Here is a 23,172-nt window from a genome sequence, read left to right on the forward strand (position 1 = left end):
GCGGTCCCCTGCGCTCAGGCGGGAAGCGGCTCCCGCGTGACCTGCACCCACTGGTCGAGCTTGGCTGCGGCACGCCCGTCGTCGATGACGGCCGCGGCGCGCGCATGGGCGTCGCGCAGCCGCTCGACGATGGGAATCTGCGTCAGCGTCGAGTCGTGCGACAGCTCGTAGGCGACGATGCCAGCCGCGGCGTTCAGCAGCACGATGTCGCGTACGGCGCCGGTCTCGCCCGACAGGGTGCGTCGCAGCACGGCGGCGTTGTGCTCGGGCGAGCCGCCGACGAGGTCGTCGAGCTCGGCGAGCGGGATGCCGAGGTCGCGCGGGTCGAGATCGTGCTCGTGGATGTCGCCGCGGGTGACCTCCCAGATGCGGCTGTGCCCGGTGGTGGTGAGCTCGTCGAGTCCGTCGTCACCGCGGAAGACCAGCGCAGTCGCGCCGCGGGTGCGGAACACGCCGGTGATCAGCGGCACGCGATCGAGCTGCGCCACGCCGACTGCGTTCGCCTCGGCCCGCGCGGGGTTGCACAGCGGTCCGAGCATGTTGAAGACCGTGGGCACCGCGAGTTCGGACCTGGCGACTCCCGCGTGCTTGAAGCCGGGATGGAACGCCGCGGCCCACGCGAAGGTGATTCCGGTGCGCTCGAGCGCCGCGGCCACCCGCGCCGGGTCGAGCGAGATGTCGAGCCCGAGCGCGGCGAGGACGTCGGAGGAGCCGGATGACGAGCTGGCGGCCCGGTTGCCGTGCTTGACCACCGGGATGCCGGAGGCGCCGATGATGATGGCCGCCGTGGTGGAGATGTTTACCGTGCCGATCCGGTCGCCGCCCGTGCCGACGATGTCGAGCACGTCGGAGGAGACCGGCAGGGGCACTGCGGCCTCGAGGATCGCGTCGCGGAAGCCCACGATCTCGTCGATGGTCTCGCCCTTGGCGCGCAGCGCCACGAGGAACCCGGCGAGCTGGGCATCCGTCACCCTGCCCTGCATCACCTGACGCATCGCCCAGGTCGACTCCCACACGCTGAGATCACGGCGGTCCAGCAGCGTCGAGAGCAGATCGGGCCAGGTGAGGGAGTCAGCCATGACTGCGATCCTAATCGCGGCTCGCACGTTGCCGATTCGAGATGACGCATGCCGGCAGGCCGCACATCCCGCGTTCTCTGCACGATCCCGGCACATTCGCAGGCCCTTCTTAGGTTCTCCTTAGTCGCAGGACAGCGGGACAGGCCACGTCGGTGCGAGAATCCGCGTGCGGAATCGGCCATAATGGTCTGGTGACCACCTCAGCGACGTATGCCCCGGCGGCAAGAACCATCAAGCGCCCCAATCCGGTCGCTGTCGGCACCATCGTGTGGCTCGGCAGCGAAGTCATGTTCTTCGCGGGACTCTTCGCGATCTACTTCACGCTGCGCAGCACCTCCCCCGAGCTGTGGGCCGACCGCACCGAGCTGCTGAACGTCGTCTTCGCAGCGGTGAACACCGCGATCCTGGTCGCGTCGTCGTTCACCTGCCAGATGGGCGTCTTCGCCGCTGAGGACCTGCAGCCGTACCGCATCGAGAAGGGCCGGGTGAACGCCTTCGGCCGTCGCCGCCTGTTCGGCTGGGGCATGGTCGAGTGGTTCTGGCTCACCTTCATCCTCGGCGCGATCTTCGTCAGCGGCCAGGTCTGGGAGTACGCGCAGCTGGTCGCAGAGGGAATGCCGATCCAGGCCGACTCGTACGCCTCGGCGTTCTACCTCACCACGGGCTTCCACGCACTGCACGTCACCGGCGGCCTGATCGCCTTCGTGCTGGTCATCGGCCGTGCGTACGCCGTCAAGAACTTCGGCCACAAGGAGGCGACCTCCTCGATCGTCGTGTCGTACTACTGGCACTTCGTCGACGTCGTCTGGGTCGCCCTGTTCGCCGTCATCTACTTCCTGAAATAAGAGCGGAGCGATTTTCCGAAATGGCACGAGAGAAGAAGCACCGCTCGCGCGGTCGCCGCAGTCCCCTCGCCGCTGCCGCCCTGATCGGCGCCGGCCTGCTGCTCACCGGCGGAGCCTACGCCGGCGCGTCGGCCGCGATGGCCTCCACGGCTGACACGCAGACCAGCGCGGCAGCAGAGCTGACCGTGGAGGACGGCGAGAAGCTGTTCACGGCGAACTGCGCCACCTGCCACGGTCTCGACATGCAGGGAACGTCGGAGGGACCGAGCCTGATCGGCGTCGGCGAGCTCTCCGTCGAGTTCCAGGTCGCCACCGGCCGCATGCCGCTGCAGATGCAGGGCCCGCAGGCACCGCAGAAGAAGCCGCAGTTCACCGACGCGCAGATCCGTGCGATGGCCGCGTACGTGCAGAGTGTCGCACCGGGGCCGACGTACCCGGAGGACTGGGTGACCGAGGGCAAGGAGAACCCCGACAACGCGCAGGACGAGGTCGACATCGCGCACGGTGCGGAGCTGTTCCGCATCAACTGCGCCATGTGCCACAACGTCGCCGCTGCCGGTGGTGCGCTCACCGAGGGCAAGTACGCCCCCGCGCTGACCTCGACCAGCCCGCTGCACATCTACGCGGCCATGGTCACCGGCCCGCAGAACATGCCGGTCTTCGGCGACATGAACCTGAGCACCGAGGACAAGCGCGACATCATCGCCGCCCTCGTATACCAGCAGGAGGCCGTGCAGATCGGCGGCTTCACGCTCGGATCGCTCGGTCCCGTGTCGGAGGGCCTGTTCATCTGGATCTTCGGAATCGGCGCGCTCGTCGCCCTCACCGTGTGGATCACGGCGAAGTCCAACTGACGCACTTTCATCGAAGAGTTACGTACGAGGAGCACCATGGCACACGACGACGACACGCAGGCTCTCGACAGGGCCTACCAGCCCTCGCGGGGGCTGGGCGTCGCAGTCAGCGATCCTGCGGAGAACCCGGGACTGCCGCCCCACCGTGAGCGCATGACCGATAAGGACCCGCGCGCCGAGAAGGCAGCGGTCCGCACGGTCTACACGCTGTTCTACCTGTCGCTCGCAGGCAGCATCTGGGCGGTCGCCGCGTACATGCTGTTCCCGATCGAGAGCGGCCTGGCGATCGACATCCGCCACAACAACATGTACATCGGCATCGGCATCGCGTTCGCGCTGCTGGCGCTCGGCATCGGCGCGATCCACTGGTCGAAGGCGCTGATGTCCGACAAGGAGTACATCGAGCACCGCCACCCCACCCGCGGCAAGGACGCAACCCGTGCCGCAGCGGTGCAGGCGTTCTCCGAGGCGAACGAGGACTCCGGTTTCGGCCGGCGCGCCGTCATCCGCAACTCGCTGATCGCCGCCGTCATCGCGTCGATCCTCCCCGGCCTCACGCTCTTCCGCGGTCTCGCACCGCACAACAACTCGCACGGCAACCCGATCGCGGGCGATCCGGTCGCGCTTCTCAAGCACACCATGTGGGAGAAGGGCATGCGCCTGGCCCGTGACCCGGAGGGCACGCCCATCCGCGCCGCAGACGTGACCCTCGGCTCGGCCTTCCACGTGATCCCCGAGCCGCTCGCCGAGCTGGGTCACGAAGAGGGCTACATGGAGGAGAAGGCCAAGGCCATCGTCCTGCTCATGCGCCTGCGCCCCGAGCAGCTGATCGAGGCCGAGGACCGCAAGGACTGGTCGTACGACGGCATCGTCGCGTACTCGAAGGTCTGCACCCACGTCGGCTGCCCCGTCGCCCTGTACGAGCAGCAGACGCACCACCTGCTGTGCCCGTGCCACCAGTCGCAGTTCGACGTCACGGACCACGCCAAGGTCATCTTCGGCCCGGCCGCGCGTCCCCTGCCACAGCTGCCCATCGCTGTCGACGATGAGGGCTACCTCATCGCACAGCGCGACTTCACCGAACCCGTCGGCCCGAGCTTCTGGGAGCGTCATTGAGCACCGCAACTCTTAAAGAGGACACCAAGCAGAAGCCCCTGGGCGGACGCTTCATCGGCGCGACGGCGAACTACATCGACGAGCGCACCAGCCTGTCGGGCTTCGTCAAGGAGCTGGGCCGCAAGATCTTCCCCGACCACTGGTCGTTCATGCTGGGTGAGATCGCACTGTGGGCCTTCGTCGCCGTCTTCCTGTCGGGGACGTTCCTGACGTTCTTCTTCCAGGCCTCGATGGCTCCCACGCACTACGTCGGCGCGTACGCGCCGCTGCGCGGCGTCGAGATGACGGCTGCCTTCGAGTCCGCCCTGCGCATCTCATGGGACATCCGCGGCGGTCTTCTGGTGCGCCAGATCCACCACTGGGCCGCGCTCGTGTTCATCGCGGGCATCGGCATCCACATGCTGCGGGTGTTCTTCACCGGAGCGTTCCGCAAGCCGCGCGAGCTCAACTGGGTCATCGGCTTCGTGCTGTTCATCCTGGCTCTCGCCGAGGGCTTCACCGGCTACTCGCTCCCCGACGACCTGCTCTCGGGCAACGGCCTGCGCATCATCGACGGCATGATCAAGGGCCTTCCCCTGATCGGCACGTGGACCTCGTTCCTCATCTTCGGCGGCGAGTTCCCGGGCGACGACATCGTCGGACGTCTTTACACCATGCACATCCTGCTGCTGCCGCTGCTCGTGATCGGCATGATCGTGCTGCACCTCATGCTGATGGTGATCAACAAGCACACCCAGTTCGCCGGTCCCGGACGCACCAACGACAACGTCGTGGGCTACCCGATGATGCCGGTCTACATGTCGAAGATGGGCGGCTTCTTCTTCATCGTGTTCGGCGTGATCGTCCTGATCGCCTCGTTCTTCCAGATCCTGCCGTTCTGGGACTACGGCCCCTACGACCCGTCACCCATCTCGGCAGGTACGCAGCCTGACTGGTACATCGGCTTCGCCGACGGCGCCCTGCGTCTCGCTCCCCCGCACCTGGATGTGCCCATCGGCAACTTCACCCTGTCGCTCGGCATCGTCATCCCGGTGCTGGTGCTCGGACTGTTCATCGTCGTCGTGGCGCTGTACCCGTTCATCGAGGCCTGGATCACCGGCGACAAGCGCGAGCACCACATCGCCGACCGTCCGCGCAACGCCCCGACCCGCACCGCCATCGGCGTGGCCGGCATGATCTTCTACGCCGTGCTCTGGGCCGCCGCATCGTCGGACCTCATGGCGACGCACTTCATGCTGACCATGGAGGGTGTCATCCACACGCTCCAGGCGCTGCTCTTCGTCGGTCCGGTTCTCGGCTACTTCGTCACGAAGCGCATCTGCATCGCGCTGCAGAAGAAGGACCGCGAGATCGTGCTGCACGGCTACGAGTCGGGACGCATCGTCCGCCTCCCCGGTGGCGAGTTCATCGAGGTGCACCAGCCCGTCGACGTGTACGACCGCTGGAAGCTCATCGACTACACGTCCTACGAGCCGCTCGTCGTGCGTCCCAACGCCAAGGGCCGCATCCCGTGGCACGAGAACCTGCGCAGCTCCATCTCACGCTGGTTCTACGAGGACCGCCTGCAGCCGCTGACCCAGGCCGAGATCGCCGCCGCAGACGCGCACCAGCGCCACACGCTGGCGCATGACGAGGAGATCGAGGCCGCAGAGATCGCGGGCGCTCACGAGCGTGCCGGTGTCAGCTCGGACGACCAGATCGCTCCGACCGACCTGCACGTCGGCGAGACCCCGAACACCCCGAGCTCGGTCATCGCCAAGGACCCGGCGAAGCCGCGCAAGAACAAGAAGGCGGAGGACGGCGAGTAAGCCGCCACTCCCCCGTGCACGACTGAGGGCCCGTCCGTTTGGACGGGCCCTCAGTCGTATCCCGTCCGCGCGAGTCGCTCGCCTGTCGGCGCCACGTCATGCACTGTCGTCATGCACCGTCGTCCCGACGGCGCGCGAGTAACCTGTCAGCATGATAGATCGACACGACTTCTTCGCCGCCAAGCTCGAGTACGAGACGGACCCCAGCGACGTGTACGCCGCTCAGAAGGCCGGCACGGGGCTCGTGATCGTCGATGTCCGCTCGGATGAGGCCTGGGCCCAGGGGCGCGCAGCGGGCGCGATCCACATGCACTACAGCGAGATCGCCGAGCGCGCGCCGCAGGAGATCCCCACCGGCGCCGAGGTGGTCGTGTACTGCTGGAGCCCGGGGTGCAACGCGGGCGCCAAGGGTGCTCTCGAGTTCGCGCGACTGGGGTACGCGGTGCGCGAGATGATCGGCGGGTTCGAGTACTGGGTGCGTGAGGGGTATCCCGTCGAGGATCGTGACGGCATCCATCGCCGCCCGATCGATCCCCTCACCGGGGTGCCGCGCGTGCGCACCCGCCCCTGAGACGCGCTCTGCCGCGACGGCGTCCCGCCGCGGGACAGGCGGGGCGCCCGATGGCACGAAGAAGGCCCCTGGATGCGTCCAGGGGCCTTCGTGACAGTGCTGTGCGTCGTCAGCGGGCGAAGTGCCCGCGGTAGTACTCGTACACCCAGCCGACGATCGCGACGAGGAAGATCGCCAGGCCGATCGGCAGCAGGAAGTGGCCGACAGCCAGACCCAGCAGGAACACCGCCGCCGAGGCGGCGAGGACCATCGGCCACCACGACCACGGCGAGAACTCGCCGAGCTCGGGGTCACCGTCGTCGATGTCGGCGGTCAGGACGTCTTCGGGCAGCTCGCCACCCTGCGCCTTGTACGTGCGGTGCAGGTAGACGGCCACCATGGCGCCCATGAACGCCACGAACAGCAGCGCCACGGTTCCCGCCCACTCGACGTAGCCGTGGAACGGGTCCACGAGGTTCCACACGGTGTAGACGATGGATGCGACGAGGAAGAACGCGGTGATGATCCACCACAGGACAACATTGCTGCGCATGCTTACTTGACCTCTTCCGCTGCGACGCCGACCGGGTGCTCTGCGGCCTCCGGGTGGTTCAGGTCGAACGCCGGTCGCTCACTGCGGATGCGCGGGATCGACGTGAAGTTATGACGCGGGGGCGGGCACGAGGTGGCCCACTCGAGCGACGCGCCGTAGCCCCACGGGTCGTTGACGGTGACCTTCGGAGCCTTGCGCGCCGTGATCCACACGTTGAGGAAGAACGGCAGCATCGATGCGCCCAGGATGATGGCGCCGATCGTGGAGACCTGGTTGCCCCACTCCCAGTTGTCGTATGTCGAGTAGTCGGCGTAGCGACGCGGCATGCCGTCGACGCCCAGCCAGTGCTGCACGAGGAAGGTCATGTGGAAGCCGATGAACAGCATCCAGAAGTGGATGTAGCCGAGTCGCTCGTTGAGCATGCGGCCGGTCCACTTCGGCCACCAGAAGTAGAAGCCGGCGAACATCGCGAACACGACCGTGCCGAAGACGACGTAGTGGAAGTGGGCGACGACGAAGTACGAGTCGCTGAGGTGGAAGTCCAGCGGCGGGGCCGCGAGGATGACACCGGTCAGACCGCCGAACACGAACGACACGAGGAAGCCGAGGGCGAAGACCATCGGGGTCTCGAAGGTGATCGAGCCGCGCCACATCGTTCCGATCCAGTTGAAGATCTTCACGCCGGTCGGCACTGCGATGAGCATCGTCATCAGCGCGAAGAACGGCAGCAGCACACCGCCGGTGACGTACATGTGGTGCGCCCACACCGAGACCGACAGCGCCGCGATGGCGATCGTCGCGTAGACGAGCGTCTTGTAGCCGAAGATCGGCTTGCGGCTGAAGACCGGGAAGATCTCGGAGACGATGCCGAAGAACGGCAGCGCGATGATGTACACCTCCGGGTGGCCGAAGAACCAGAACAGGTGCTGCCACAGCAGCACACCGCCGTTGGCCACGTCGTAGATGTGCGAGCCGAGCACGCGGTCGGCGGCGGCGGCCAGGATGGCGGCGGCCAGAACCGGGAAGGCCATCAGGATCAGCAGGCTGGTGATCAGCGTGTTCCACGAGAAGATCGGCATGCGCCACATGGTCATGCCCGGCGCGCGCATCGTGATGACCGTCGTGATGAAGTTCACCGCACCGAGGATCGTGCCGAAGCCGGAGAGGCCGAGGCCGAGCATCCACAGGTTTCCGCCGACACCCGGCGAGAACGACGAGTTGGCGAGCGGCTGATAGGCGAACCAGCCGAACGACGCCGCGCCCTGCGGCGTGAGGAAGCCGGCGATGGCCATCACCGAGCCGAACGTGAACAGCCAGAAAGCGAACGCGTTCAGACGCGGGAAGGCGACGTCGGGCGCGCCGAGCTGCAGGGGCAGGATCGCGTTGGCGAAGCCGGCGAACAGCGGCGTCGCGAACATCAGCAGCATGATCGTGCCGTGCATCGTGAACAGCTGGTTGTACTGCTCCTTCGTGGGCACGATCTGCATGCCGGGTGCGAAGAGCTCGGCGCGGATGATCAGCGCCATGACTCCACCGAGGAGGAAGAACAGCACCGACGCGATCAGGTACATGTACCCGATCGTCTTGTGGTCGGTGGAGGTCATCCACTTGACGATGATGTTGCCCTTCTGCTCCACGCGGGAGGAGGTGAGCAGCGCTGCCTGACGCGGAGGCAGAGTGGTCGGGCGGGCGCCCGGAACCGTGGTGGGTTCAGCTGTGGTGGTCATGGCTTACTCCTCTTCCTCGGAACCGGTGCTCGCACCGGTGCCGGGGAGATTGCTGAGTCGATCGTAGGCGTCCGTGATGTCGCCCGTGTTGCCCTGCTCGCGCAGGGTCTCGAGGTACGCGTCGTACTCGTCCTGCTCGACGACCTTCACGTTGAAGAGCATCATCGAGTGGTACTCGCCGCAGAGCTCGGCGCACTTGCCGTCGTACTCTCCGACGCGTGTCGGGATGAAGGACCAGGAGTTGTCCTTGCCGATGTACATGTCCTTCTTGTACAGGAAGTCGATGATCCAGAAGGAGTGGATGACATCGCGCGACTGCAGGTCGATGGTGACCTTCTTGTCGACCGGGAGGACGAGCGTCGGCAGCTTCTCGCGGTCGATGTCGCCGGCCTCGTCGGGGTCTGCCTGGACGCCCATGGTCCACACGGGGTCTTCTTCGTCCTCGGCCCCGTACTGGAAGTCCCACGCCCACTGCTTCGCGATGGCCGTGATCTCGACGTCCGGCTCATCCCACTGCGTCTCGATGTCGGCCTGATCACGAGCCGTGAAGAAGAACATGCCGAGCACGAGGATCAGCGGGATCACCGTGTAGAGGATCTCGATCGGCATGTTGTAGCGCAGCTGGACCGGAAGGCCCGTCTGCCCCGTGCGGCGGCGGTACATGACCAGGGCCCAGGCCATCAGCGCCCAGGTGATCACGCCGACGGCCAGCAGGACGACCCATGATGTGACCCACAGACCGGCGACCGTCTCGGTCTGATTCGTCGTGGGGGTGCCGTCTTCGACGAAGCCCGGAAGGAATCCATGGAGTTCGGTGGGAGTACATCCCGCCAGGGCCACAGCTGCCGCTGCTCCCAGCGGGAGCGCGGCCCAACGAAGGCGGCGTTTCGAGGGCACGATGCACCTTTCAGATCTCGGACAGGAGCGAACTCAAGTCTAGGGCAACCTCACACGCGATTCATGCCAACCACGCAGGTTGGCCCGCCTCAGTGGAAGCTGTCGCCGCAGGCGCAGCTGCCGGCAGCGTTGGGGTTGTCGATCGTGAACCCCTGCTCCGAGATCGTGTCCTTGAAGTCGATGGAGGCCCCGTCGAGGTACGGAACGCTCATGTTGTCGATGATGACCTCGACGCCGTCGAAGTCGACGGTCTCGTCGCCCTCCAGGTAGCGCTCGTCGAAGTACAGCTGGTAGATCAGGCCCGAGCATCCGCCGGGCTGCACGGCCACCCGCAGGCGCAGGTCGTCGCGGCCCTCCTGCTCGAGGAGGCTCTTCACCTTGAGCGCAGCGGCATCGGTCAGCGAGACGCCGTGGGCGGGCGCAGCGGTGGACTCAGAGGTCAGGGTGGTGTCGCTCATCTCAACTCCTTGCAACAGGCAGCGCGGTCTCGCTGCTCGTCTCGATTCTACCGCCGCCGGTGCCCGCAGGGCCGTCCATCGGCGTGCTGCGGGCACCGGCGGCGGGGATCAGGAGTCGGTGGTGCGGGCGTTCATGCGGGCGAGGAGAAGCGCCTCGGTGCGCACGGCGTTGCGGAACGTCTCGAGGTGCAGGGACTCGTTGGGGCTGTGTGCACGGGAGTGCGGGTCCTCGACCCCGGTGACCAGGATCTGGGCGCCGGGGAACTCGCGCACGAGGTCGGCGATGAACGGGATGGAGCCGCCGATGCCGAGGTCGACCGCGTCGACGCCGTAGCCGTCGCCCATGGCGGCACGCGTGAGCTGCACCGCCCACCCCGAGGTGTCGACGAGGAAGCCGTCGCCGAGGTCGACGTCGGTGAACGTGAGCTCGGCACCGAACGGCGCGTGGGCGCGCAGGTGGCGCTCCAGCGCAGCGTATGCATCGGCCGCGCTCTGCCCCGGGGCGACGCGGGCGCTGATGACGAGGCTCACCTCGGGCAGCAGCGTGTTGGACGCCGCGGCGACGCTGGTCACGTCCATGCCGGTGATGGTGATGGACGGCTTGTTCCAGATCCGGCCGAAGATGTCATCGCGTCCGATCGGGCTGACGCTCTCCAGCAGGCCCGCCTCCTCCCGCAGCGTCTGCTCGGAGTACTCGGGCGTCTCGGCCTCCCGGCTGGTCATGCCGTCGACGGCGACCGCGCCGTCGGCGTCCCACAGCGTCGCGAGCAGCGTGACGGCGGCCATCATGGCATCCGGAACAGCTCCTCCGAACATGCCGGAGTGCGAGGCGTGCTCCAGCGTGCGCACGGTGAGGGTGAAGCGCGCGTTGCCGCGCAGCGACACGGTCAGGCCCGGAGTGCTCGAGTCGAGGTTGCCCGAGTCGGCCACGACGATCGCATCCGCGCGCAGCGCGTCGGCGTTGTCGCGCAGGAAGCGGGCGAACGAGCGGGAGCCGTACTCCTCCTCCCCCTCGATGAACAGCGAGACGCCGAGATCGAGGTCGTCGCCGAGCACCTCGGCGACCGCGCGCAGCGCCGCTATGTGCGCCATGATCCCGGCCTTATCGTCGGCGGCACCGCGCCCGTACAGGCGGCCGTCGCGCACGGTCGGCTCGAACGGCGGCGTCTCCCAGAGCTCGTCCGCGCCCGGCGGCTGCACGTCGTGGTGGGCGTACAGCAGGATCGTCGGACGGCCGTTGCGTGCCGCTCGGGTCGCGAGCACGGCCGGCTGACCCAGCTCGTCGGTGTCGTCGACGTGCGCCCGCAGCACGCGCACCTCGTCGAACACCCCCGTGCCGCGTGCGAGCTCGGCGACCGCCTCGGCGGAGCGCTGCAGCTGCGTCTGGTCGAAGGCCGGCCAGGCGATGCCAGGGATGCGCACCAGTGCGCCGAGGTCGGCCAGAGCGGACGGGATGCCGAGGGCGACGGCCTCGAGCAGGCGGTTCTCGGACGCAGAGGATGCGGGGGATGTCATGCGAGTAATCTTAAGGCGAACCCGATTCCGAACTGAGGTCGAACGTGCCCACACCCACCCCTGAAGCCGACGACGCCCCCAAGACGCCCGCCGTGGGCAAGGGCCGCGCCACCCCGACCCGCGCCGAGCGCGAGGCGGCGAACCGCCGCCCCCTGGTCGCGAACACCAAGGAGGCGCGCGCAGCGGCGAAGGCCGATCTGCAGGCGCGTCGTGAGCGGGCGCGCATCGGCATGGAGAACGGCGAGGACAAGTACCTGCCGGCACGCGACCGCGGTCCTCAGCGCCGCTGGGTGCGCGACTACGTCGACGCCGGCTGGCACATCTCGGAGTGGCTGATGGCATCGATGCTGCTGGTGATCGTGCTCAGTCTCATCGACATCCGCGAGGTGCAGCTGTGGGCCATGGTCGGCCTGTGGGGCTTCATGCTTCTCGCCGTCGGCGACATGGTGCTGCTGAGCATGCGCGTGAAGAAGAAGGTCGCAGCGAAGTTCGGCCTCGAACGCCGCGAGCGCGGTCTCGGCTGGTACGCGGCCATGCGATCGCTGCAGATGCGCTTCATGCGCCTGCCGAAGCCCCAGGTCAAGCGCGGCCAGTACCCCGCCTGACCCGTCTTCCGCTCTTTCAGAGGCCTGTGCTGCTCAGCGGCGCAGGCCTCTGTTGATCTGCCTGGCCCAGAGCGGCCCGCGGTACAGGAAGGCCGTGTACCCCTGCACGAGTGTCGCACCGGCATCCAGCCTGCGCTGCACGTCCTCAGCCGTCTCCACTCCCCCGACCGCGATCACGCAGAAGTCGTCGGGCACCGCGGCCCTGACCACGGCGAGCACCTCGAGCGAGCGCGCCTTCAGCGGCGCACCGGAGAGGCCGCCGGCGCCCGCGGCCTCGACGACCGCGGGATCGGTGATCAGTCCGTCGCGCGAGATGGTCGTGTTGTGCGCGATGATGCCGGCCAGCCCCTCGGCGACGGCCAGCCGGGCGATCGCGTCGATCTCGTCGTCGGGCAGGTCGGGTGCGATCTTCACCAGCAGCGGCGTGTCGCCGGCCGCCTGCTTCACCGCACGCAGGAGCGGGGCGAGGGTCTCGACGGCCTGCAGACCGCGCAGGCCCGGGGTGTTGGGCGACGACACGTTCACGGCGAGGTAGTCGGCGAGCGGCGCGAGGCGGGTGGCGGAGACGACGTAGTCGCCGATGGCGTCCTCGACGGCGACCACGCGGCTCTTGCCGATGTTCACCCCGATCACCGCCCGCGGAGCGCGGCGGCGCAGCGCCTCGAGGCGGCGCGCGGCGGCGTCGGCCCCGTCGTTGTTGAAGCCCATGCGATTGATCACGGCGCGGTCGGGGACGAGGCGGAACAGGCGCGGCTTCGGGTTGCCGTCCTGCGCGATGGCCGTCACCGTGCCGACCTCGATGTGCCCGAATCCCAGCGCGTCGAGCCCGCGCACGCCGACGGCGTTCTTGTCGAAGCCTGCTGCGACGCCGAACGGGGACGGGAAGACCAGGCCGAGCGCCTGCACCTGCTGCTCGGGGCGCGGTGCGGTCAGTGCGCGTGCAGCCCACGCGAACGGACGCACGCCGAGCACGCGGATGACCGCCATGGCGGCGTGGTGCGCGAACTCGGGGTCGAAGCGCGCGAGGACGTGGCGGAAGAGCAGTGAGTACATCACTGCCCAAGGTTACCGGTCGGCGGAATTAGTCTCCGCCGGCGCGTGGTCGGCGCGCAGATCGCCGATCGCGCGCTCGAAGTCCTCGAGCGAGTCGAACTCCTGGTAGACGCTGGCGAATCGGAGGTAGGCCACCTCGTCGAGCTCGCGCAGCGGTCCGAGGATCGCGAGGCCGATCTCGTTCGTGTCGAGCTGCGAGACGCCGGTCTGGCGGACCGCCTCCTCGACCTTCTGCGCGAGCAGTGCGAGATTCGCCTCGGTGACCGGGCGCCCCTGGCATGCCTTGCGCACACCCGAGATCACCTTGTCACGGCTGAAGGCCTCCATCACGCCGGAGCGCTTGATGACGATCAGGCTCGCCGTCTCGGTGGTCGAGAAGCGGCCGCCGCACTCCGGGCACTGCCGTCTGCGACGGATCGACAGACCGTCGTCGCTGGTTCGCGAGTCGATGACGCGGGAGTCCGGATGCCGGCAGAAGGGGCAGTGCATGATCCGTCAGCCTACTCGCCCGAGCTCAGCTCACCTGGGAGCGTCCGGGAAGCGCGCATCGACGGCGTCGCCGTGCGCGGGGAGCACTTCGGCGTTCGCGAGTGCGATGACGCCGGCACGCACCTCGGCGAGAGCGGCGTGGTCGTACTCGATGACCTGCTGCGGACGCAGGAACGTGTACGCACCGAGACCAGCCGCGTAACGCGCCTGGCCCCCGGTGGGCAGCACGTGGTTGCTTCCGGCCATGTAGTCGCCGAGGCTGACGGGGGTCTGGTCGCCGACGAAGACCGCACCGGCGCTCGTGAAGCGCGCCGCGGCATCTGCGGCGTCGGCGAGGTGCAGCTCGAGGTGCTCCGGAGCGTAGGCGTTGCTGAAGGCCTCGGCCATCGCGCGGTCGTCGACGAGCACGATGGCCGACTGGGGGCCGGCCAGGGCCTCGGCCACGCGCGCGGCGTGGGTCGTGACCGCGGCGAGCCGCCCGACCTCGCCGGCGACGCGCTCGGCGAGCTCGGGAGAGTCGGTGACGAGCACGGCGGATGCCTGCTCGTCGTGCTCGGCCTGACTGATGAGGTCGACAGCGATGAGGGTGGGGTCCGCGTCGGCGTCCGCGACGATGAGGATCTCGGTCGCACCCGCCTCGGAATCCGTTCCCACGATGCCGGCGACCACGCGCTTGGCCGAGGCCACGTAGTTGTTCCCCGGCCCCGAGACGACGTCGACCGGGTCGAGTCCGAGGTCTGCGACACCGTGCGCGAGGGCGCCGATCGCGCCCGCGCCGCCGATCGCGTAGATCTCGTCGATGCCGAGCAGGTCGGCGGCCGCGAGGATCGTGGGGTGCACCCTGCCTTCGTGCGCCGCCTGGGGCGGCGAGGCGAGGGCGATCGAGGTGACGCCGGCGACCTGCGCCGGCACGACGTTCATCACGACGCTGGATGCCAGCGGCGCCTTGCCGCCCGGGATGTACACGCCCGCGCGCGTCACGGGCTGCCACCGCTGCGTGATGCGCGCGCCGGGGCCGATGTCGGTGGTCTGCGGGCCGGGGACCTGCGCCGCGGAGCCACGGCGGACGCGGTCGATCGCCGCCTCGAGGGCGTCTCGCACCCGCGGGTCGACCGACGCCGCAGCCTCCGCCACGTGCTCGGCGGGAACGCGGATGGCGTGTCCGCTCACGCCGTCGAAGCGGGATGCCTGCTCACGCAGCGCCGATTCGCCCGACGTCCGCACCGCCTCGACGATGGCGGTCGCAGCCTCCAGCGCCTCGGCGCGCGCCTGCGTGGCCCGGGGCACCGCAGCGAGCATGTCGGAGGGAGAGAGCGACTGCCCTCGGAGATCGATCGTGCGCACGCGCTCAGCCTTTCGTGATGTCGGAGATGTCGTGGAGGTAGCCGATGCGGCCGTCCTCATGTCGCACGACGAACGCCCCGCCGCGGTCTTCGATGGCCAGCGCCCATGCGGTCGGTCCGACGCGGAACAGCGGCTCGCCGTGCTCGTCGAGCACGTCGCGGTCGGTGGGGGCGAGGATCCAGAACGGCTCCTGGGGCGTGGAGGCGGATCGGGTCGGCCGTGGGTCGGCGGTCTCCGCGCTGACGGCATCGACGTCGGCGGGGGCGTCCTCGCCGACGGAGCCCGCGATGCCGTCCCGGGCCGTGTTGTGCTCGACTGGGCGGCGCGGATTGGTCGTCGCGTCGACCGCGAAGATGTCCCTGAGCGCCTCGACGGCGGCCGTGTTGTACAGCACCTCGTCGGCGTCGCCGGTCGTCGTCTGCCGGTCGGAAGTGAGCTCTGCGGGCTGCGCCGAGGTCTCGTGGTGCGCCGCCTCGAACGCCCCGGCCACCTGATCGCCGGTCGCCTGATCCGCGGCATTCGGTGCCGCAGGGACGTCCCCAGCGGCGTCCGGTGCCGCGGGGACGCCCCCGGCGTTGTCCGGTGCCGCGGGTGCGTCTCCGGCGTCCTCGGCCGCGGGGATGACCACGGTGAGGGCGGTGTTGACGCGCGGCTCTGAGATCGACGCATCCGCCTGATCGGCGGCGAGGTCAGCCTCCCCCTCGTCCGGTTGCGGCGCGGCCGCCGACGGGGCGGTCTCCCGCTCGGGCCGAGGGCGCGAGATCACCGGGCGGACGGGGTTGGCATTGCGGTGCGCGAGCGTCTCCATGCGACCGCGAAAGTCGTCCTGCAGGCGCGGCAGAACGGGGGCGAACACCGTCGCCGCGACGAGCGCGAGCATCGCCAGCTGTCCGACGACCGCGACCCAGCCGATCAGGATGGCGCCGGTCGCGATGGTCGCCGCGACCTGCTGCCAGAGGATCTGAGCCCACGAGACCGCAGCAACGGAAGCCGCGACGGAGGCGAACTGGTCGATGCCCAGCGAGCCGACCCGGCGGATGCCCTCCGGCGAGAGCCGGCGCAGCACGATGAGGAAGACGGCCGCCGTGGGCAGTCCCATCATCAGGATCCAGTGGATGCCCGTGCTCCAGATCGTGTCGCCGATCGGCCCGATCGGGAAGAAGGAGACGACGAAGCCGACGAGCCAGGCGCCGACGAGGATCAGCTCGCGGAGGGTGAAGCCGATGATCCCGTACTCAGGCTCGACCTGATCCTCGTAGAGCACGCCTGCGTCGTCGTCCGAGGGTGCGTCGTCGTCGAGGCCGGTGCCGCGCCTGTCGAAGCTCATCGAACGGTCCTTTCCTTCACGGGTGGGTCGCCACGCGAGTCACGATCCTACCGAGCGGAGCAGGGAGTTCCGTGAGTCGTGTCGCGACGGGGGCTCAGCCGAGGCACGCGGGCCCGAGCAGCGACTTGAGGTCGCCGAAGAGGTCCGCGGACACGGTGACGGGCATCGGCACCTCGAACACCTTCGCCGAGCTGCCGCGATGCACCCGCAGCACCACCTCGGTCTCGCCGGCGTGGCGGCGCAGCACTTCCGCAAGGTCGTTCATGACCCGCTCGGTCGCGCGCTGCTCGGCCACGAGCAGCGAGAGCGGACCTGCGGCGTCGAACGAGCCCACGTCGGGTGCGAACGCCGACTGGGCGTGCAGGTTGAGCCCGTCGTCGCGACGGGAGACGCGGCCGCGTACGGCGAGGATGGCGTCCTGCTGCAGGGTGTGCTGGAACTCGGTGTACGTCTTGCCCATGAACATGACGGTCACCTCGCCGTTGAAGTCCTCGACGGTGATCATGCCGTAGGGATTGCCGCTGGCCTTCGCCACGCGATGCTGCACGCTGGTCACGAGGCCGGCGACGGTGACCTGATCGCCGTCCTGCAGATCCTCGGACGTCAGCAGGTCGTTGATCGAGATCGAGGCGTGCTTCGCGAGCGGCACCTCCAGACCCGCCAGCGGGTGATCCGAGACGTAGAGGCCCAGCATCTCGCGCTCGAACGCCAGCTTGTCCTTCTTCACCCACTCGGGGCGGTCTGGGACCTTGGCCGGTGCCGCCTCCTCCATGTCGTCGTACAGGCTGTCGAAGTCGAAGCCGATCGCTCCCTGCGCCTCGTTCCGCTTGCGATCGACGGCGGCCTCGACGGCGGACTCATGGATCTCCATGAGCGCGCGCCGGGTGTCGCCCATCGAGTCGAACGCGCCAGCCTTGATCAGCGACTCGACGGTGCGCTTGTTCGACACGTGCAGCGGCACCTTGCTGAGGAAGTCGTGGAACGACGTGAACGCGCCGTCCTTGCGCGAGTCGACGATCCCATCGACGACGTTGGCGCCGACGTTGCGCACCGCGCCGAGGCCGAAGCGGATGTCCTCGCCGACGGCCGCGAAGAAGTTGATCGACTCGGAGACGTCGGGCGGGAGCACCCGGATGCCCATGCGGCGGCACTCGTTGAGGTAGAGCGCCATCTTGTCCTTGGAGTCGCCGACGCTCGTGAGCAGGGCCGCCATGTACTCGGCCGGGTAGTGCGCCTTCAGGTATGCGGTCCAGTACGAGACGAGACCGTAGGCGGCGGAGTGCGCTTTGTTGAATGCGTAGTCCGAGAACGGCAGCAGGATGTCCCAGAGCGCCTTCACCGCGCCCTCGCCGTAGCCGCGTTCCTTCATGCCGCCGGAGAAGCCCTCGTACTGCTTGTCGAGCTCGGACTTCTTCTTCTTTCCCATCGCGCGACGCAGGATGTCGGCCTGGCCGAGGCTGAAGCCGGCGACCTTCTGCGCGATGGCCATGACCTGCTCCTGATAGATGATCAGGCCGTACGACTCCTCGAGGATGTCTGCCAGGGGCTCTTCGAGCTCGGGGTGGATCGGAGTGATCTCCTGCAGGCCGTTCTTGCGCAGGGCGTAGTTGGTGTGCGAGTTCGCGCCCATCGGACCCGGACGGTACAGCGCGATGAGCGCCGAGATGTCGCCGAAGTTGTCGGGCTTCATCAGACGCATCAGCGAGCGCAGCGGCGGACTGTCGAGCTGGAAGACGCCCAGCGTGTCGCCTCGCGCGAGCAGGTCGTAGACGGCGCGATCGTCGAGCCCGAGGTGCTCGAGGTCGAGCTCCTCGCCCCTGTTCAGCCGGATGTTGTCGAGCGCGTCCGAGATGATGGTGAGGTTGCGCAGCCCGAGGAAGTCCATCTTGATGAGGCCGAGCGATTCGCAGGACGGGTAGTCGAACTGCGTGACGATCTGGCCGTCCTGCTCGCGCTTCATGATCGGGATGATGTCGAGCAGCGGGTGCGACGACATGATCACGCCCGCGGCGTGCACGCCCCACTGCCGCTTCAGCCCCTCCAGGCCCAGCGCCCGATCGAAGACCGTCTTCGCCTCCGGATCGGAGTCGATCAGCGCGCGGAACTCGCTGGCCTCCTTGTACCGCGGGTGCGCGCTGTCGTACATGCCGCTGAGCGGCATGTCCTTGCCCATCACTGCCGGCGGCATCGCCTTCGTCAGGCGATCGCCCATGCTGAAAGGGAACCCGAGCACGCGCCCGGCGTCCTTGAGCGCCTGCTTCGATTTGATGGTGCCGTAGGTGACGATCTGCGCGACGCGCTCGGAGCCGTACTTCTCGGTGACGTACTCGATGACCTCCCCGCGGCGACGGTCGTCGAAGTCGACGTCGAAGTCGGGCATCGAGACGCGGTCGGGGTTGAGGAAGCGCTCGAAGATCAGGCCGTGCTCGAGCGGGTCGAGGTCGGTGATCCTCATCGCGTACGCGACCATCGAGCCTGCTCCGGAGCCGCGCCCTGGTCCGACCCGGATGCCGTTGTCCTTGGCCCAGTTGATGAAGTCCGCGACCACGAGGAAGTAGCCCGGGAACCCCATCTGCAGGATGACGCCGAGCTCGTACTCCGCCTGCTTGCGCACCTTGTCGGGGATGCCGCCCGGGTAGCGGTAGTGCAGGCCCGCCTCGACCTCCTTGACCAGCCAGCTGTCCTCCGTCTCGCCGTCCGGCACGGGGAACTTCGGCATGTAGTTGGCCGCCGTGTCGAACTCGACCTGGCAGCGCTCGGCGATCAGCAGGGTGTTGTCGCACGCCTCGGGGTGGTCGCGGAACAGCTGGCGCATCTCCTGCGCGGTCTTGATGTAGTACCCGTCGCCGTCGAACTTGAAGCGGTTCGGGTCGTCCATCGTCGAGCCGGACTGCACGCACAGCAGGGCCTCGTGCGCATCGGCCTCGTGCTGGTGCGTGTAGTGCGAGTCGTTGGTCGCGACCAGCGGGATGCCGAGGTCCTTCGCGAGTCGCAGCAGGTCGGTCATCACCCGGCGCTCGATGGCGAGTCCGTGGTCCATGATCTCGGCGAAGAAGTTCTCCTTGCCGAAGATGTCCTGGAACTCGGCTGCCGCGGCGCGTGCCGCGTCGTACTGGCCGAGGCGGAGCCTGGTCTGCACCTCGCCCGACGGGCATCCGGTGGTGGCGATGAGTCCCTTGCCGTAGGTCTGCAGCAGCTCGCGGTCCATGCGGGGCTTGAAGTAGTAGCCCTCCATGCTCGATCGCGAGCTGATGCGGAACAGGTTGTGCATACCCTGCGTGGTCTCGCTCCACATCGTCATGTGGGTGTAGGCCCCCGATCCCGAGACGTCGTCGCTCTTCTGATCGGGCGAGCCCCACGACACCCGGGTCTTGTCGCTGCGATGCGTTCCGGGCGTCATGTACGCCTCGAGACCGATGATCGGCTTGATGCCGGCGTTCTTCGCCGCGTTGTAGAACTCGAACGCCGCGAAGGTGTTGCCGTGGTCCGTCACCGCGATCGCCGGCATCCCGTAGTCGGCCGCGGCCTGCGTCATCGCGTTGATCTTCGCCGCACCGTCCAGCATGGAGTACTCGCTGTGGACATGCAGGTGCACGAAGGAATCTGAGGCCATGCAACGAGTCTACGAGGCGCCCCCGACACGGAAGCCGGAGGAGCACCGGCTACCCTGATCCGATGGCAACCCCTGAGTTCGTCCTCGCCCTGCGCGAGCACATCGGCACCGCACCGCTCTGTCTCGTCGGCACCACGGCGATCGTCTTCCGCGACGAGAAGGTGCTGCTGGGAAAGCGGGCCGACACCGGCGCATGGCAGGCCATCGCGGGCATCGTGGAGCCCGGCGAGGAGCCCGCGGACGCCGCGGCGCGGGAGTGCCTGGAGGAGGCGGGCGTCGTCGTGTCGGTCGACCGGCTCGCGCTCGTGCAGCAGATGCCCCGGATGACCTATCCCAACGGCGATCAGGTCGACTTCCTCGACATCGTGTTCCGCTGCTCGTGGGTGTCGGGTGAGCCGTATCCCGCAGACGGCGAGCTCACCGAGGTGGGCTTCTACGACCTCGCGGCGATGGGCGACGTCGACGATGATCACGTGCGGAGGATCGCCCTCGCGATGGCCGAGGACGACCCCGCGACCTTCCGCGGCGGACGCGTCAAGCGCTGAGCGCGAGCCGCATCAGCACGCGCGGGAACCCGTCGAGCACAGAGCCGGTGTCCGCCGCCTTCTCGAAGCCGGCGCTCTCGAACAGCGCGCGGGTGCCGACGTACATCATCGTCTGGTTGACCTTCGCACCGCGATTGTCGACGGGATAGCCCTCCACGGCCGGCGCACCCCGCTCACGCGCGTAGCCGACCGCACCCTCGATCAGCGTGTGCATGATGCCCTGCCGGCGATGTCCCGGACGCACGCGGAAGCACCACAGCGACCACACATCGAGCTCGTCGACCTGCGGGATGAGCCGGTTGCGGGCGAAGCTGGTCTCGCGGCGCGGGTGCAGCGCCGCCCAGCCGACCGGCTCGTCACCGAGGTAGGCGATGACACCGGGCGGCGGGTCGTGGTCGCACAGCTCCCTGACCCGATTCGCCCGCGCCTCGCCGCGCAGCGCGACGTTCTCCTTGCTGCCGATGCGGTAGCTCAGGCAGAAGCAGACGTTGGATGCGGGGTTCTTCGGCCCCACAAGGGTCGCGACGTCGTCGAAGCGCGTCGCCGGCCTCACCTCGATGCTCATCCGTGCAGTCTTGCGCATGCCGCCGACATCACGGCGACCGCGATCAGTTCTCGGAGCGCCCCGGGTCGAGCACCTCGAGCGCATGCCGAAAATCAGCCGGGTACGGGGATTCGAACTGCACCCAGTCCCCTGTCGCCGGGTGCGCGAAGGCGAGCTGGTGGGCGTGCAGCCACTGCCTGGTCAGACCGAGCCGCGCGGAGAGTGTCGGATCCGCGCCGTAGAGCGGGTCGCCCACGCAGGGGTGGCGGTGAGCGGCCATGTGCACACGGATCTGGTGCGTGCGGCCCGTCTCGAGGTGGATCTCGAGCAGCGAGGCGCCGGGGAACGCCTCCAGCGTCTCGTAGTGCGTGACCGAGGGCTTGCCGTCGGGGACGACGGCGAACTTCCAGCTATGGTGCGGATGGCGGCCGATGGGCGCGTCGATCGTGCCGCTCAGGGGGTCCGGATGCCCCTGCACGACGGCGTGGTAGATCTTCTCGACCGTGCGCTCCTTGAACGCTCGCTTGAGCGCGGTGTAGGCGCTCTCGGTCTTCGCGACGACCATGAGACCGCTGGTTCCGACGTCGAGCCGATGCACGACACCCTGACGCTCGGGGGCTCCGCTGGTGGCGATCCGGAATCCCGCGGCGGCGAGGGCGCCCACCACCGTGGGCCCCTCCCAGCCGAGCGAGGGGTGAGCGGCGACGCCGGTGGGCTTGTCGACGACGACGATGTCGTCGTCGTCGTGCACGATGCCCAGTTCGGGCACGGGGATCGGCTCGATCCGCGGCTCCTCCTTCGGCGACCAGCTCACATCCAGCCATCCACCGGCTCGCAGGCGGTCGGATTTGCCCAGCGGCGCTCCGTCGAGGCTGACCCCGCCCGCTTCGGCCACCTCGGCCGCGAAGGTGCGGGAGAAGCCCAGCATCTTCGCCAGCGCCGCGTCGACGCGCTGGCCGTCGAGCCCGTCGGGGACGGGGAGGCTGCGGGACTGCACGGTCAGGCTCCTGCCGACGCTGTGACGCCCTCATGCCCGTCGGCGGCGTCGTCTTCGGGGCTCTTCGCGTGATCGCGTTCACGGGTCCCGTCGAGACGCGCCCCGAAGACCACGAGCAGGGCCACCGAGATCATGCCGGAGACGATGAAGATGTCGGCGACGTTGAAGATCGCCGGCAGCATCCACGGCATCGAGATCATGTCGACCACATGACCCACCGCGAACCCGGGCTCGCGCAGCAGCCGGTCGGTGAGGTTGCCGAGCACACCGCCGAGAAGGCATCCGAGCACCACCGCCCACAGACGCGAGCGCACCTCGACGGTCTTCCAGACGATGACGGCCGCGACGACAACCATGGCGATCGTGAAGATCCAGGTCATGTCCGAGCCGATGGAGAAAGCGGCTCCGGAGTTGCGCACGTAGTACAGCTGCAGGAACTCGCCCAGCACGGGCACCGCTTCGTGCTTGGGGAGGTTCTCGATGGTGAGGTGCTTCACATACTGATCGGCGGCCAGCACGAGCGCCGCGAGAATCGCGACGGTCGCGCCGGCCGCCGACCGGTGAAGCGGACGACGTCCTGCCAAGAGTGACCTACAGGCCGATGGCGGAGACGGGCGTCGAGTCCGTCGAGGACTTCTGGTCGAGCTCGCGCAGCTGGCTCTCGATCATCGCGCGGAGCTTGCCGCGGTAATCGCGCTCGAACTCGCGCAGCTCGGTGATGCGTCCCTCGAGAGTGTTGCGCTCGCGCTCGAGTCGTGCCGACTCCTCGCGCTGCTTGGCCTCGGCCTCGGTGCGGATGCGCGCGACCTCGGTCTCGGCCTCCTCGATGAGCTGCTTGCGCTTGGCCTCGCCCTCGGCGACGTGCTCGTCGTGCAGGCGCTGGGCGAGCTCGATGATGCCGGCGGACGTGCCGGTGCTCGAGGTCTCCGCGGCGGGGGCGGGAGCCGCGGCGGGTGCCGGCGCGTTCTCGCCGGACTCGAACGCGGCGAGCTTCGCCTTCAGCTCGTTGTTCTCCTCGATGGTCTTGCGCCATTCAACGACGATCTCGTCGAGGTAGTCGTCGACCTCTTCGGGGTCGAACCCGTCCTTGAAGCGGACGTGCTGGAACTCCTTGTGGACGACGTCATCCGGGGTAAGTGCCATGGGTGGCTCCTCTTTCGATGAGTTCGGTTGCCAGGCGCTGAGAGCCGGCGGTGTGGTTCGTTCGACGCGTACCCGGGGCGCGCGCCTGGGAGCCAAGCATAGTCCCCCAG

At 68.3% G+C, this 23,172-nt stretch carries 22 protein-coding genes; 7 read left to right on the forward strand and 15 right to left on the reverse strand.

The annotated features are described in order from the left end of the window. Positions 1-14: 14 nt before the first annotated feature. Positions 15-1,079 (reverse strand): anthranilate phosphoribosyltransferase, encoded by a 1,065-nt coding sequence (gene trpD / locus V2S04_RS12145; protein WP_413638675.1) that lies wholly within the window; start codon positions 1,077-1,079, stop codon positions 15-17. 188 nt (positions 1,080-1,267) lie between these two features. Between trpD and V2S04_RS12150 the strand changes: the two genes are divergently transcribed. From V2S04_RS12150 to V2S04_RS12170, 5 genes are all read left to right on the forward strand, one after another. Beyond that, positions 1,268-1,924, forward strand: a complete 657-nt coding sequence (locus tag V2S04_RS12150; protein ID WP_099196042.1) for a heme-copper oxidase subunit III — start codon at positions 1,268-1,270, stop codon at positions 1,922-1,924. Positions 1,925-1,944: 20 nt separating this feature from the next. Then, the gene (locus V2S04_RS12155) at positions 1,945-2,778 is read left to right on the forward strand and encodes a c-type cytochrome (RefSeq protein WP_413638676.1); all 834 of its coding nucleotides are present in this window, start codon (positions 1,945-1,947) and stop codon (positions 2,776-2,778) included. A 36-nt stretch (positions 2,779-2,814) separates the two neighbouring features. Continuing rightward, the gene (locus V2S04_RS12160) at positions 2,815-3,894 is read left to right on the forward strand and encodes a ubiquinol-cytochrome c reductase iron-sulfur subunit (protein WP_099196030.1); all 1,080 of its coding nucleotides are present in this window, start codon (positions 2,815-2,817) and stop codon (positions 3,892-3,894) included. Next, complete coding sequence (locus V2S04_RS12165; RefSeq protein WP_413638678.1) at positions 3,891-5,702, forward strand: cytochrome b; 1,812 nt, start codon at positions 3,891-3,893, stop codon at positions 5,700-5,702. The genes V2S04_RS12160 and V2S04_RS12165 overlap by 4 nt, the downstream gene beginning before the upstream one ends. 151 nt (positions 5,703-5,853) lie before the next feature. Next, positions 5,854-6,273, forward strand: coding sequence for a rhodanese-like domain-containing protein (locus tag V2S04_RS12170; protein WP_413638680.1), 420 nt, complete (start codon positions 5,854-5,856; stop codon positions 6,271-6,273). 109 nt (positions 6,274-6,382) lie between these two features. Here V2S04_RS12170 and V2S04_RS12175 read toward each other — a convergent pair whose 3' ends face one another. From V2S04_RS12175 to V2S04_RS12195, 5 genes are all read right to left on the reverse strand, one after another. Next, the gene (locus V2S04_RS12175; protein ID WP_099196033.1) at positions 6,383-6,805 is read right to left on the reverse strand and encodes a cytochrome c oxidase subunit 4; all 423 of its coding nucleotides are present in this window, start codon (positions 6,803-6,805) and stop codon (positions 6,383-6,385) included. A gap of 2 nt (positions 6,806-6,807) precedes the next feature. After that, complete coding sequence (gene ctaD / locus V2S04_RS12180; protein ID WP_413638681.1) at positions 6,808-8,532, reverse strand: cytochrome c oxidase subunit I; 1,725 nt, start codon at positions 8,530-8,532, stop codon at positions 6,808-6,810. Between the two features lie 3 nt (positions 8,533-8,535). Beyond that, the gene (gene coxB / locus V2S04_RS12185; protein ID WP_413638682.1) at positions 8,536-9,429 is read right to left on the reverse strand and encodes a cytochrome c oxidase subunit II; all 894 of its coding nucleotides are present in this window, start codon (positions 9,427-9,429) and stop codon (positions 8,536-8,538) included. An 89-nt stretch (positions 9,430-9,518) separates the two neighbouring features. Beyond that, positions 9,519-9,887 carry an iron-sulfur cluster insertion protein ErpA gene (gene erpA / locus V2S04_RS12190; RefSeq protein ID WP_099196036.1) on the reverse strand — a complete coding sequence of 123 codons (369 nt, stop codon included), beginning with the start codon at positions 9,885-9,887 and terminating at the stop codon, positions 9,519-9,521. Between the two features lie 108 nt (positions 9,888-9,995). Continuing rightward, entirely contained in the window at positions 9,996-11,402 is a 1,407-nt protein-coding gene (locus V2S04_RS12195; RefSeq protein WP_413638684.1) for a dipeptidase, read from the reverse strand. A gap of 44 nt (positions 11,403-11,446) precedes the next feature. On the opposite strand from V2S04_RS12195, the gene V2S04_RS12200 reads away from it, so the two are divergent. Then, positions 11,447-12,007, forward strand: coding sequence for a DUF3043 domain-containing protein (locus V2S04_RS12200; RefSeq protein WP_413638685.1), 561 nt, complete (start codon positions 11,447-11,449; stop codon positions 12,005-12,007). 33 nt (positions 12,008-12,040) lie between these two features. Here V2S04_RS12200 and V2S04_RS12205 read toward each other — a convergent pair whose 3' ends face one another. The 5 genes from V2S04_RS12205 to dnaE form a co-directional block, all read right to left on the reverse strand. Then, positions 12,041-13,060 (reverse strand): quinone-dependent dihydroorotate dehydrogenase, encoded by a 1,020-nt coding sequence (locus V2S04_RS12205; protein WP_413638782.1) that lies wholly within the window; start codon positions 13,058-13,060, stop codon positions 12,041-12,043. Between the two features lie 12 nt (positions 13,061-13,072). Further along, positions 13,073-13,549 (reverse strand): transcriptional regulator NrdR, encoded by a 477-nt coding sequence (gene nrdR, locus V2S04_RS12210; protein ID WP_413638686.1) that lies wholly within the window; start codon positions 13,547-13,549, stop codon positions 13,073-13,075. A gap of 30 nt (positions 13,550-13,579) precedes the next feature. After that, a complete protein-coding gene (hisD, locus tag V2S04_RS12215) occupies positions 13,580-14,893 on the reverse strand; it encodes a histidinol dehydrogenase (protein ID WP_413638687.1) in 1,314 nt (437 codons plus the stop codon). Between the two features lie 4 nt (positions 14,894-14,897). Next, the gene (locus V2S04_RS12220) at positions 14,898-16,220 is read right to left on the reverse strand and encodes a hypothetical protein (protein WP_413638688.1); all 1,323 of its coding nucleotides are present in this window, start codon (positions 16,218-16,220) and stop codon (positions 14,898-14,900) included. A gap of 94 nt (positions 16,221-16,314) precedes the next feature. After that, positions 16,315-19,833, reverse strand: coding sequence for a DNA polymerase III subunit alpha (dnaE, locus tag V2S04_RS12225; RefSeq protein WP_413638689.1), 3,519 nt, complete (start codon positions 19,831-19,833; stop codon positions 16,315-16,317). A gap of 62 nt (positions 19,834-19,895) precedes the next feature. Between dnaE and V2S04_RS12230 the strand changes: the two genes are divergently transcribed. After that, positions 19,896-20,378 carry an NUDIX hydrolase gene (locus V2S04_RS12230; RefSeq protein WP_099196368.1) on the forward strand — a complete coding sequence of 161 codons (483 nt, stop codon included), beginning with the start codon at positions 19,896-19,898 and terminating at the stop codon, positions 20,376-20,378. Here the strand turns inward: V2S04_RS12230 and V2S04_RS12235 are convergent. From V2S04_RS12235 to V2S04_RS12250, 4 genes are read right to left on the reverse strand one after another with little or no spacing between them, the layout of a single operon-like run. Beyond that, positions 20,368-20,943: a GNAT family N-acetyltransferase gene (locus tag V2S04_RS12235; RefSeq protein WP_413638690.1), complete on the reverse strand. Its 576-nt coding sequence runs from the start codon at positions 20,941-20,943 to the stop codon at positions 20,368-20,370. The two genes, V2S04_RS12230 and V2S04_RS12235, sit on opposite strands and share 11 nt — an antisense overlap. 43 nt (positions 20,944-20,986) lie before the next feature. Further along, complete coding sequence (locus tag V2S04_RS12240; protein ID WP_413638691.1) at positions 20,987-21,919, reverse strand: RluA family pseudouridine synthase; 933 nt, start codon at positions 21,917-21,919, stop codon at positions 20,987-20,989. Between the two features lie 2 nt (positions 21,920-21,921). Next, a complete protein-coding gene (lspA, locus tag V2S04_RS12245) occupies positions 21,922-22,503 on the reverse strand; it encodes a signal peptidase II (protein WP_413638693.1) in 582 nt (193 codons plus the stop codon). A 7-nt stretch (positions 22,504-22,510) separates the two neighbouring features. Further along, positions 22,511-23,062 (reverse strand): DivIVA domain-containing protein, encoded by a 552-nt coding sequence (locus V2S04_RS12250; RefSeq protein ID WP_413638694.1) that lies wholly within the window; start codon positions 23,060-23,062, stop codon positions 22,511-22,513. Positions 23,063-23,172: the final 110 nt, after the last annotated feature.

Source organism: Microbacterium sp. OR21, assembly GCF_047306785.1.
Classification (GTDB): domain Bacteria; phylum Actinomycetota; class Actinomycetes; order Actinomycetales; family Microbacteriaceae; genus Microbacterium; species Microbacterium esteraromaticum_E.